At 45.7% G+C, this 13,100-nt stretch carries 5 protein-coding genes; 2 read left to right on the top strand and 3 right to left on the bottom strand.

Features of this window, described 5'->3' with window-relative positions; all coding sequences use genetic code 11:
* The first annotated feature begins 164 nt into the window (after positions 1-164).
* Positions 165-1,112: a hypothetical protein gene (locus H6F63_RS26925; protein WP_190640368.1), complete on the top strand. Its 948-nt coding sequence runs from the start codon at positions 165-167 to the stop codon at positions 1,110-1,112.
* 79 nt (positions 1,113-1,191) lie between these two features.
* On the top strand, positions 1,192-1,965 hold the full coding sequence (gene hisA, locus H6F63_RS26920) for a 1-(5-phosphoribosyl)-5-[(5-phosphoribosylamino)methylideneamino]imidazole-4-carboxamide isomerase (protein WP_190640367.1): 774 nt from the start codon (positions 1,192-1,194) through the stop codon (positions 1,963-1,965).
* Between the two features lie 174 nt (positions 1,966-2,139).
* Here hisA and H6F63_RS26915 read toward each other — a convergent pair whose 3' ends face one another.
* The 3 genes from H6F63_RS26915 to H6F63_RS29570 form a co-directional block, all read right to left on the bottom strand.
* Positions 2,140-4,380: a PAS domain S-box protein gene (locus H6F63_RS26915; protein WP_190640366.1), complete on the bottom strand. Its 2,241-nt coding sequence runs from the start codon at positions 4,378-4,380 to the stop codon at positions 2,140-2,142.
* A 679-nt stretch (positions 4,381-5,059) separates the two neighbouring features.
* Positions 5,060-6,040, bottom strand: coding sequence for an Hpt domain-containing protein (locus H6F63_RS26910; protein ID WP_190640365.1), 981 nt, complete (start codon positions 6,038-6,040; stop codon positions 5,060-5,062).
* 425 nt (positions 6,041-6,465) lie between these two features.
* Positions 6,466-12,933, bottom strand: a complete 6,468-nt coding sequence (locus H6F63_RS29570) for a CHAT domain-containing protein (protein WP_199298307.1) — start codon at positions 12,931-12,933, stop codon at positions 6,466-6,468.
* Positions 12,934-13,100 lie beyond the last annotated feature (167 nt).

Raw genomic sequence — 13,100 nt, 5'->3', positions numbered from 1 at the left:
TCCTTTTGTTCAGGGGTCATAGCCGCTCCTCCTACGAATGCAGTTCACACTTCTGTTGACGCTCTACCTATTATCCTCTCTTGATAGTAGTTTTACAAAACCGGGATGCTCCCGATATCAGCGAAAAAGTTAGTAGAAATATATTAAACAGGGAAGGTGAGGAAATGGAGAAATCTAAAATTGCCAAGCGAACGATTGATTTAGCAGGATATCAATACAAAGAGCCACATTATTTACAAACGCGATCGCGTATCAACTCGCTGGTGGAAAGGTATCTATCAATAGATATTCTCCAGAATTGCCTGGTAGATTTACCCAGACAGTTTGAAAAACCACATCAGCGACCTTGGCAACCGATTGATTGGCAAGGAATTAATCCTCATCAAATTATAGGTGTTGAACCTGCTTTATTTACAGCCGCGATCGCTAATGCGGTGGAAATAGAAACGCCGATTCGGGCTTATGCCAAAGAAAGCTGGGATTATTTGCAGGCAACCCATCCGCAAATGGCAAAATTTGTAGGCGGCACATTTGCGGCGGATGGAACGGTGCTAGAGGTAGGATTATGGGAGAAAGAAGAAAGACAGCACCGACCTGCTTTTAGCAAAATATATCAAGAATTGACAGGGGAAAAACTAAATCCGCAGTCAAACTCTGTCCAAGGTTACGAATCTAGCGGCAATATTCGGGAAGATGTCTATAAACACGCACTCAGCAGAATTACCACCGAATGGGGCGCAACTTCTGTATATCTGTGGTTAATGGCGCACTCAACAGGGGCATTACAACAAGCGATCGCGCAACCGCTACAAGACGAGATCAATCATCTGGCAAAATTCTGGGGTATCAGCCGTTGGGCTTTTGGAGATTCTTATGTGACTCGCTTGCGGGGTACTACTAAAAATTTAATGAGTCTTCTGCAACACCACCAAGGCGAACGCACTCACACCAAGGAACTATGGCAATTAGGATATGCTTTGTACGCTGTAGAACTGGTGTTTACATTTGCGCGATTGATGGTGCAGCTGCGTCGGTGGAACCAAACTCTAAGTGATGAGGATCTTGTAAAGTTGTTTGGCTTACCGCCACAAGAGAGATTAGCTGCTAGTTGATAGCCTATTAACTGTTAGTCTTTATTGAGTAGGGTGGACATTGGCTATTCTACTGACTTGATTATTTAAATAGCGGAAGATGAATGTAATTCCAGCGATCGATCTGCTAGAAGGGCGGTGTGTGCGATTGTATCAGGGAGACTACGAGCGATCGCAAGTTTTTGACAACAACCCCGCTCATGTAGCTAAACTCTGGGTAGACCAAGGAGCAACCCAGCTGCATATTGTAGACCTTGACGGCGCTAAAACTGGCTCTCTGGTAAATCGGCAGGCAATTGAAGCGATATTACAAGCGGTGCAAGTGCCAGTACAAGTTGGGGGTGGCTTGCGCGACAAAAGTGCAGTTCATCAGCTGCTAGACATGGGCGTTGAACGGGTAATTTTGGGAACCGTTGCAGTTGAACAACCCCAGCTAGTAGCACAACTTTGCCAAGAATTTCCTGGGCAAATTATTGTGGGAATCGATGCCCGTAATGGAAAAGTTGCCACTAGAGGCTGGTTAGAAACTTCTGAAATTACGGCAATTGACTTGGCTAAACAGATGCAACATCTGGGGACAGCTGCGATTATCTACACCGATATTCATCGCGATGGCACCCTTTCCGGGCCAAACTTAGAAGCATTAAGAGAACTCGCTAATGCTGTCTCAATTCCCATCATTGCTTCTGGCGGTGTCAGTTCCATTACTGACCTCTTGAGTTTGCTAGCTCTTGAACCTTTGGGGGTAAGCGGGGTTATCGTTGGCAGAGCCATCTACACTGGTGATGTTTCGCTCAAATCAGCCATACAAGCAGTGGGACAAGGACGTATTCAGGATGTCCCCCCAGATTTAGGCTTTTCCACCTTTGCTTAATTAACTCTAGTTCCCAGCCTCAGCCTGGGAACGCTCATCTAGAGGCTCTCCCTCCTGAGTAAAACGTAGATTGAGCCATTGGAACCTCACCCAACATCTAGTAAGTAAGCGTGAGTTATTGAGTTTCCAAACGGTAAGCCCCACCTACGAATTACTACAAATTACTTAACTTTTTCATACTGCTTCGTCATGTGGTAGCTGCACCGGAAGCTCAATATAGAATTCTGTTCCTTCTCCCGCTTTCGATTGGCAACTTAGAACACCGCCGTGTTTTTCGACAACAATTTGATAGCTGATTGATAAACCTAAACCCGTACCTTGTCCTACTGGTTTCGTAGTAAAGAATGGGTCAAATATATTTTGCTGCACATGGGGCGGTATCCCAGGCCCATTGTCAGCAATTCTGATTACCACTTTATGGTCATCTACCATTTCTGTGCGAATCTGAATGATAGGAGCGTTAGTTGTCAGTTGTAAGCTGTCGGTTGTTTCTCCATCCATTGACTCTTCCAGGGCATCAACAGCATTACTCAAGATATTCATAAATACCTGATTGAGTTGCCCAGCATAGCACTCCACGATTGGTAGATTGCTATAATCTTTGATTATCTGGATATGTGGTCGTCCTGCTTTAGGTTTCAGGCGATGCTGTAACAAAAGTAGGGTATTGTCAATTCCATTGTGTAAATCAAAAGGCTCTCTTGCTGCTTTATCTACACGGGAGAAATTACGCAGTGACAGAACAATTTGACGAATGCGCTCTGCTCCTACCAACATTGAGTTCATCAGTTTTGGCAGGTCTTCGCTGACGAAATCTAAGTCAATCTCTTCTAGGGCTTCTTTAATTACTGGTGTTGCGTTGGGATATTGCTGCTGGTAGAGGCGAATAAGGTGGAGCAACTCTTGAGTGTATTCAGTGGCGTAGGGAAGATTGCCGTAGATGAAGGAAACAGGGTTGTTAATTTCATGGGCCACGCCAGCCACTAACTGCCCCAAACTGGACATTTTTTCGGTTTGAACAAGTTGGGTTTGAGTTTGTTGCAGTTCATACAAAGCTTGTTCCAGCTGAGTTGCTTTTTCTCTCAGTTGCGCTTCCGATTTTATTAATGCTGCCTCGGCTAGCTTTCGATCTGTGATGTCGCGAGAGTTGACCACCATGCGGACTCCCGGTGCATCCATTAGGAGATTGCTATGGGTTGATTCTATATAACGCCATGAGCCATCTTTATGCCGAAACCGAAATTCAATTGTTAAAGCGCTTGTGGGATTTTGCAGAACTTCTTGAAAGTCTTTTTCTAAAAAGGGGATGTCATCTGTGTGAACAAAGTCAAATGTATTTTTGCCAATTAATTCTTTTGGCTTATATCCCAAAATGCGTTCGATGGCAGGACTGGCATATTTAATGGTGCCGTCGCCTTCCAAAATGGTGATCAGGTTGGAGCTATTTTGCAGAAGACTTCGCCATTTGGCTTCGTTCTGCCCCCAAACCACAGCTTCCCGCTTGCGTTCTTCTTCAACGCTAATAGCAGAGGCAATAATCCCCATCAGCTTTTTGTCAGCTTCACAGGGAATAAATTGATTTTGATATGCTACGCATACTGAGCCGATGTATTCACCAGCGCATTTGACAGCTTGCCCAATATAGGTTTGCAATTGGTAGGGAATTACCCAATTGTCGCTTTCAGCGTAAGGAGTATTTGGCAAATCTTGAACTACAAAAGTTTGGTCGCTGCGTTGCTGGATAACGTCATAGCAAATGTTGCCTTCTGGTTCTCTGACGTTGGAGAAGTCTGGCGGCGTTTGTGACTGTCCCCATGCCCATAGCAAGCCTTCATGCAGTCGATTGTAAACTGCCCAACCTCCGCCGAGTAAATCTCCTGCCAGTGCTGTGAGACGGTTAATGTTATCATCCGGGTCAGACTTAAGGCTGGAAAAGCACTCATTAATTTTTGAAAGTTGTTCGCCTGCCTTTTGGTTGGTGATGTCGCTTAACGTGCAGATGACTTGTTCGACAGTACCATCTGTATTTAACTGCGGTTCGGTATTCACGGATAGCCAGACGCGATCGCTATTCGTTGGTCGATACACCCCTAAAACTAAATTTCGCAGCGCTTGGCGCGTCGAAAGTAGCAGCAATGCTTGCTTTGCTCTGACTGGTGCCGTATGGAGTTTCAGCTGAAATGGTGTTCCATTTTCTTGAATAACGTGCCAATCTGAGTCAAGAGGCTCTTGATTTAACAGCTGGCTTTCGGTTAGCCCCAGCAAGTTCAAGGCCGCTTGATTCATCATGCGGATTTCCCCGCTAACTCCCATTACTAATACACCCACTGGTAATTCTTTGAGGAGCGCTGGGGGCAGGTTGTCAATCCGGGGCGCTAAGGCACTGCTTTGCTGATTAGTGTGTAAAGGGGGCATATCTTCCAGCCAAGGTACTAAGTGAGTACCTGGAGTATTTGTTATGTCTATTCTGGTATAACTCGTTATACCGTTAAACTGGATACACCCTGAGTAGTAATTATTTCACGAATTTATTATTCTCTGAAGAAACTAGTTTTACACTTTTCTTCAAATAGACAGATGCAGATTTTTCCTTAAGGGACAATTCTAATCTGTATGGATACGTTTTTGGCTTTGATGTTGATTTTTTATAACTTCTATCTTAACAAGTTTTTATTAATACAGGCTTCAACAGTTTAATAAATACATTTTTTCTCTATTAACTTTTTATAAGTATTTATCCCAATAATAATTTATGTAATTAAATAAAAACTTACTTTTCTTAGTTGTATAAATTAGACAAGGCTTATATAGAAGCAAATTGGAGTTAACTATGAATCTTTAGTAAGCTTTTACACTAATGGCTACGGAAAATAGAACAAATCTTAATGCGATGTGCAATTTCATATAAAAAATCATCAGTAGTACAACGTTTCTCAGTTGAGTGGAATATATCGGGGTTCTAATCTAACGTTCGGGCCACCTTGGTAGAGACATGGTTTTGCCATATCTCTACAGATGTATCGCACCCGACCCTAGAATTGCTATAGAGTAGGCAAAATACCTACCTGCCCTACAGGGATTTAGCTAAGGATGGTCAGCGGCTAGCCTGGTGGAGTAACTTAGCTAGCATCAACAGTTGCTCTTTATTAAAAACTTGAGCCAAAGCCTTTGCTGCTCCTCTGGGTTCTAGTGGAACAGTAATTTCCTTGGGGGAGGAAGGGCTGGGTGTTGGTGCCTGTACGGGTGTTTTTGCCACCGACGTATGGGCAGGGGTTGATTCTGGAGAAGCTGCCAGCAGCCGTAGACTGGCACTAGGAGCGATCGCGTTACCTTTCCCAGCTTGCAACAAGTCGCTAGATTGCTTGAGTTCCTTGATCGCAATGGGTGCCAGAGTAGAATAAGGATTTTTGGGATTAGCGATCGCTCGATGTACCGTTTTTACCAGCATCGTCCAAGTTCCTATCCCACCTCCCAGCTGCGCTAGCCGTTGGCACAAAGTTTGAAGTTGTTGGCGACTTGAAGGCGTTTCTGCTCCCTTAAACAGCAGCAACATCTGTTTTAGAACCGCCGTCACCTGAACCGAGAAATTTGGCGGCGGCATTTTCGCCACGGGTTTCGCTGGTTCTGCCTGTAGGGGTAATTCATCAATTGCTCCTACTCCCCCACCTACCAAGCGATCCAGATATGCCTGCAATTGTGCAAAATTAGGCTCTGCCGCTTGCACTAGTTTCTCACCTTCATCTTCCCTCAGTCCAAATGGCCCTTGCAGGCGGTCAATTAATTCCTTAAGTGTGTCGTACCCTTTTAAAAACATTGACTCCAGCTGGTGGTCAATGGTCACAGGATGCTCTTTGAGAATCTTAAAACAATCCTCAAACCGGTGGGAAACTTTTTGAATACTGTTAAAGCCTAGCATCGCCGCCCCTCCCTTCACGGAATGGGCAGCGCGAAACATTTCATTAACCCTTTCCTGATCTGCTATGACGCTTTGCAGATCCATTAGCCCTTTTTCCAGGGTTTCCAGGTGTTCTTTTGCCTCCTCGATAAAAAAACCTAAAATTTTTCCCGACTCCACGGCAGTATTCCTCAAAACAACGATTTTCTGTACTCACCTGTTCATTGGGGGAGTCGTTCCAGGCAATGATTCTTGCACTTGACACTGTTTACCCCGGTTCATCGCGGCACCCCTTTCCTTTGGCTTGTAGAGGCGGGATCTAATCTCGCGTCTCTACAAAGCTGTGAATACGCTTAGGACTGTTCTTAAAATACCCGAAACCGAAAATTTAGTGCTTAGTGGCAATACCTAACTTTGTAAGTGATATTTTTGCACTTGTGTCAAGTAAGTTTGTCTATAGGGATAAAAAAGGCGGACGAAAGCCTATAAAACATACAACAACACCATATGTAACTTTTCCTAAATTTCCTTACTGTTGCAGGCAAGATACCTGCGCTACTGATTTTTTCTTTTTTTGTATGAGAGCCTTTTACATGAGTGGCTTTTTACCACGGGTTGCCAATCATCGTGAAAGCTGCCCAGTAGTAGGGATGCGTGAGTTCTTTGTTTCCCAAGTCAGCGAGTTCTGGCGGCAGAGGTAAGTTGCCTGTGGGTAAGAATAGTTGACCTGCTTCCAGACGCACTTGCCCCTTAAGCATGGCCACTTGCGCCAGTCGCAATGCCTCAGCTTTGATTGGGGCTTTTTTCAATTGTGCATAGAAATCCGCCATCAATCCTTGGGTTCCCTCATCTGACACAGACCATAAACTGGCAACAGCTGACTTTGCCCCTGCCAGCACAGCTAAGCCAGCAAACCCTAACTCTGCCTGTTCATCTCCGAGTGCCGTGCGACAGGCACTCAATACCAACAATTCTACGGGCGGATCGTTCCATCCGAGTTGACGCAGCTGGTTTAGTCGCAGTTTGGTGTCCCATAACTGGATGTAAGAGTTTTCCACTGATCCAGACTTAAATTCTCCATGAGTTGCCAGGTGAACGATTCCATATGGCACTAGGCGACGCTGTGCTTTGAGATTATCCAGGGTGAATTTCTCATTGAGGAAAGATTTCCCCTTCCATAGTTTCTGGGTGATAATGGACAATTCTACAGGCACACCTGGTAAAGGATTGAGTTCAGCAAATTTTGACATACCCATTGCTAGAACTTGGGTGTTTTTGATATCTACGTAACGGGTATCAGTGAGACTGAGACTGGGCATGGTGCCGATGCTGTACTTTTCTATCAAGAATTTTTCACCATCATGGAGGGCAGCCATCGGTAAACTTCGCAAACCCGCATCCATCATAAATACTAGATTCTGCATCCCTCTAGCTTGTAATTCGGCTTCCAGGGGTGCCACCATCCACTGATAAAGTTGCTGGGATGGTGCCTGGTAGCCACGGGCATTTCTGACATTGGTTATTTCGCCGCGAAATGTTTTAGCCACTTTCATGACTTGTTCGCGTGTTGCCCCTTCTACCCGTTTCCGAATCGCCGATCCCTTGGCAGTAACGACTACAAGTTCCAGTTGGTCGTTGTTTTGGGCGGGACGATTAGCTGGAGGGGTAGCAACCTGTTGCTGGGACACCTGATTGAGTGCTAGTCCTTGGGCATTAAACTGCCATATAACATTGGATTGTGGCGATATTGGTAGCGAAATAGCCTTGTCTGCGGCTGCTTTCGGTGTCGCCGTGGCGGGAACAAAATTGATATAGATTAGGGCAGGTTTAATCCCGGTTGCTTTCTCAATTGAGAGAAGAATATCGCGAGCTTCAGTTAGAGTTTTTATAGGAGTACCAGCACTTTCACCAATATATTGCTCAAATGAGCGCGTGGATGACTCCTCTAAGTCAACAAAGAAGGTGTCAACTTCCGCTGGAGGAATGGTAGTAAATAGGGAAAGTTGTGGAGATTCATTTTCCTCTGGCGGTGTTGCCTCATCAGGCACTGAATTTGGTGCTGTTGAGGGTTGTGGATCTGGCTGTAGTATAGGATTTGGGTCTGGTTGTGCTGGCTGTGGGGATGGCTGTGGGGATGGCTGTGGGGATGGTGGTGGGGATGGTGGTGGTGAAGCGGTAATTATTTTTATCTCACTCGGTGCAGTGCCTTGGGAGTAGCTATCTAAGAAAGATTGGGTAGGGATAATGCTATTGTCGGAACCAGTTGTAATTACGCCGCGAGTTCCATTAGTCCCAGCATCTCCCACAATAAATGGAGTAATGTTGTTGCCTCCATGACGAATGGTAATGGCATTACCTCCCGCACCTCCGGCGTTGGAAATGCTTGCTTGTTGACCATTGGTGTCTGTGAAGGTGTCAGTGGTGCGGAAAAATCTACCTGTGGTAATGTCAACAATGCCGCCTGTGCCTCTAGATCCGCCTTGGGCGTTAATAAAACTAACAGAGATGTCATTTTCAGGATCGAGGATGACATTACCACCATTTCCGGTGCTGGCACTGGAGTTGATTTGTCCTGCGGTGATCTGAGTGATGGCAGAGATGGTGATGTCTCCGCCATTTGTGGTGCCTGTGGCGGTTAAATCTCGACTTTCTACGGCTGCTGTCTGACTGGTGAGGCTGATATTGCCGCCACTACCATTGATGGAATTAGATATGATATCACCTGCTAATATGTTGCCTTGGGCGGTGAATGCGATCGCGCCCCCATTCCCAGAACTATAACCATAACCATAGCCAGAACCAGAACTATATTTAGAGTCTATTCTGCCTGCGGTGGTATCAATCGTACCGTTGCTGCTAGTTAGAGTAATATTCCCTGCCGGATTAGTAATATTACCTGTGATAATATCTTGATTTGCCAGCAGTGCGATCGCTCTGCCTGACCCTAGAATTTCAAAACCTGCGGTATCAATTGAGCCTGCTTGCAAGGTAACTTGAGACAAGAAGCTTGTGTCATCAGCAAGTGTTATTTTGCCGCTACTTGTTGCTCCTCCGATAGTGAGAGCATTCCTAAAGCTACTCAATGCGACAATATCGCCTGCTGTCAAGCTCAAAGCAGTGGAGTTATTGTATGCTCCGCCAATCTCAATGTTTCTGCTAGCGGTTGCTGGTTTTAGCGTTAAGTTACCCGTGCCGCTGATTGCTGGAAGTGGTCGGAAATCAATCTCATCTGCTGTCAGCGCTACATCTGAATTTAAGGTTATATTACTGTTGAAACTGATGGTGCTACCACTCGTTGTGGTAATGTTGCCGTTTAGGTTGGTGGGGAAGGCATCCACAATAGTGAAGTTGCCTATCGGGGTGGTGTCGCCAATAGCACCACCGAATGTGATGGGAGAAGTGCCTGCCGACAAAGTTAAGCTTTGTCCGCCTGCACCCGTGCCATCCACCCTTCCGGTGATGCTGATGGGTGTAGGTGTAGATCCGTCTCCTCTGGAACTGAGTGCGACATTGCTACCAAGTAACACGTTGCCATCAATAGAAATGCTGCTATCTCCGTTGATGTCTGCGTTTAGGGTTGTAGTCGGTGCAATCAGGTTGACTAAGCCGTTGAAGGGACTAATTGTGCCATTGACTGCGATCGCTCCTTGTGTTTGAATCGTTACCGGTGTGATGAAAATGGCACCCGCTGGATCAATTGTGATAGTGCTATTGCTATTAGTGCTTCCGATGACGAGCGGTCTAGTAAAGCGGAATACGTCAAGATCGCTGGCGGTCACGGTCAGAGAACCTGGTAAATTGTATGCTCCACCAACCTGAATATTTCGGTTAGCTGTCGCGGGTGCGAGGATTAGGGTGCCTGTGTTGGTAGTCTCAACAACTGTCCCGGCCCCGCTGAAGTCAATCTCATCAGCTATCAGTGCTATATCGTTGCCGCTATTCAACGTCAGTCCACTGTTGAAATTAATAGTGCTGCCTGGGGCTGTTTTGACATTGCCATTAAGAGTGACACCATTACTATTGACAATTAAGCTGCCTATCGGTGTGGTGTCGCCAACGGCGTTCCCAAAAGTGATACTACCGCGGGATGCCTCCAGTGTCAGATTTTGACCGCCTGCACCATTTCCATCCAGCGTCCCTGTGATGTTAATGTCACCGCCCGTATAACCACCACCAGTGGTAAATGTAGCGTTGTTCCTAAGTACCGTGTTGCCATTAATATTGATATCGCCCCCTGTAAGCGAGTTAGTACCAGTATCGAGATCGCCGTTAATAATAATTTTCGATGTACTTGCCGGGGCAATCGTAAGGTTCATATTTCCACGACTAATATTATTAGAGTTGGTATTGAGAGTGCCGACATTAATACTGTTAATAGCGTTGATATCAATACCTCCGCCATTAGTAATAATGGTGCCAACCTGACTGAAGTTGACGCTACTGCTCAGAAAACTGCCACCGTCAAGGATAATCGGCTCAGTAATTGTGATGTTATTAGCTCGGCTTCCCGTACCACCTGCACCTTGAAGTATTACATTCACTCCAGGAGTAGCTCTAACAGAAATTGAGCCATTCAGGATAATGTCATTGGCTGCTGCCAAAGTAAGAGTGGGAGGAATGTTGGGAGGAGTGCCCAAAAAAAAATCCACGGAAATAATGGCTCCTGATATTAAAGTAATGTCACCCGCTTGAGTGCCTGTGTTTCCCGTCGTGATGATGACATCAGTTCCGTAACTAAGGGACGAATTAATCGTCGCCACGTCAACGGTTGCATCATCATCAGTAGGAGTGAAAATATTAGGAATTCCACCATCCCCGCCACTAAACGCACCGCCGCCAGTAGATACCTGGATAATTACATCACGAGGATCTAACAACCAGGTACCGGGAAGACCTTTAGGAGCGCTAGCATCAGCAGGTTTAGTAACTTCCAGGTAATTTTTGCCGGAAGTTTCGATAAAGCCACCGTTACCGCCTTCTGAGCCACCACGAGCGGTAATATTTCCATGAGTACGGGTGGCTTCATTTGCCCAAACTATTACTCTACCGCCATTGCCATTAGTAATAGCATCAGCATTAATTTTTGCATCTTCGCCAACATAGGTATAAGCAGCATTGGGAACACTGCCTTTTCCCAAATAATCACCGCCAATTAATACTCTACCGCCACCCGCATCGCCGGAGACGTTAACGTTGGCTCCGACTAAAGCAACTTTATTTCCTAGTACAGCTACTGCACCGCCTGTGGCTCCTGGTTGCGTGTTAGATGCGTCTAGTTTACCGGATGCGATCGCATTCCCCGATTCTACTGGTACGCTAATCCCAGAACCAGTTATCTGAATGCGATCGCTATTGACAATTAATCCAGTAGCATTAACTACGTTTCCACCCGTTAGTAATTGCGGCAAAGATTGTGGAGACTGACCGGGGACATCTGACAGTCCAGAGGTTTGTCCTACCAACGGACTGACTTCTAAACTTAGTACATTTCCCGCGTGAGAGATGCGAACCAAACTTTCACCAGGTACAGCAGCAATGCTAATATTTCCTCCTGGTGCCGTCAGAGTTCCTGTATTTAAGACTGTTCCACCCAATAGATTGAGATTATATCCAGTTCCTACAGCTAAGTTCCCAGTGTTGACAATGCTCCCTGGCTGTTGTGTGCTAAAGGCAAAGGTGTTGGGTATTCCTGTCAAATTGGCGTAGTTATTTAACCCATAAGCATTAAACGAGTTATTATTACCAAAACCGATGCTTGTAGCGGTGGTGGCGGTGAAGGAAGCAGGAATATTTAAGCTGGCATTGTTGCCAAAAACGATGCCAGCGGGATTCATCAGAAATAAATTAGAGTTGCCGCCTGTAACTTGAAGCAAACCATTAATAATCGAGGGATTGCCACCATTGACGCGACCGAGGATATTTTGAATTGATGGTTTAGATAAGAAATTAGCTATTTGGTTTGAGTCGAGTCCAAATTCGCTGAAACTGTGGAATAAATTTGCTTTGTCTGCTGAAAGTTTGCCGCCGCGAATATCAATTTGATTACCTGTGGTGGTGGCGTTGGTGTTGGTGTCGTTTCCTGGGGTGATTTGTGCTTTGACGAACGTTGGAAAAAGGCAAAAAGCGAGAGATAGAAGAGGTACTCCCACTTTTTTAGCTGTCACCCTGAAGGGTGCGGCTACACGAACAAAGGCTGCTTCCGCCGCTTGAATTAGTTTGAGCTTGCGGAGGCTGGCTTCGTTTGCGTAGCCGGAGGTTTCAACTTGTGGCGGTATTGGGAAAAAATCTATAAGTGACTTATTCTTGGGAATTAGTTTAACTATTGATTGAAAGGGAAAATGATTTAGAATTTGCAATTGTATCGCCAAGCGATCGCTCATTCCGCGGCGCTGGATTGCGTTAGCGATCGCTCGTGCTGAATTTTTCGCCTGCTGTTTGGTATATCGCTGAGAATCGCTCCCTAGATGGCACCGATAGTAATACAGCGGCTTTTTGACGTGCCGCACTTCGGTAATTTCTGAGAGTTTCAGGCATAAATCGTAGTCTTCTACGTATGCCATTGACTCATCAAAACCTCCCACTTGCTCCAAGACATCCCGCCGCATCAGGCGAAAGTGAAAGGTCATAAAATCGAGCAATAGCCGCTCTTTGGAGTAGGGAATTTGGCACCGTTTCCCGTAGCTGAGAATCTTGCCGCGTTGGTTAATATCCAGGTAGTCTGTGTAGACTAAACCTACTTCTGGGTTTGCCTCTAGTACCGCTGCTGTTTCAAGGAGTGCTGTGGGTGCCAGCAAGTCGTCGCTGTCTACAAACCCGATGTAGGTTCCCTTGGCGTGCGCGATCGCATTTTGCAATGACGGTATTCTGCCTTGATGTTCTGCCGCTATTACCCGCACACGGCGATCGCGTTTAGCATACTCATTGGCAATTTCCACAGATTTATCTGTGGAACCGTCATCCCAAACAATTAGCTCAAAGTCATGCCTAGTCTGCGTCAGAATACTGTCAATAGCCGCGCCGAGATAGCGCTCGCGGTTGTAGGTAGTAATAACTAGGGAAATCGGTACAGGCATGGACTACTCCGAAATGGTTAACTTTCGTTGCCGAAAGTCGTGCTACATATAATCAAATTATCTGATCTAAAATACTCCTTTCAGTAGATGTCTAAGCAAAATTAAATAATACTTAGTAAATGCAAATTTGCTAAATTAGAAAATGTCAATTTGCATTTGACAGTGCT

The sequence above is a fragment of the Trichocoleus sp. FACHB-40 genome (genome assembly GCF_014695915.1).
GTDB lineage: Bacteria > Cyanobacteriota > Cyanobacteriia > Cyanobacteriales > FACHB-T130 > Funiculus > Funiculus sociatus.
Note: the sequence above shows the minus strand (reverse complement) of the source record. Positions and strands in the feature narration are given on the sequence as shown.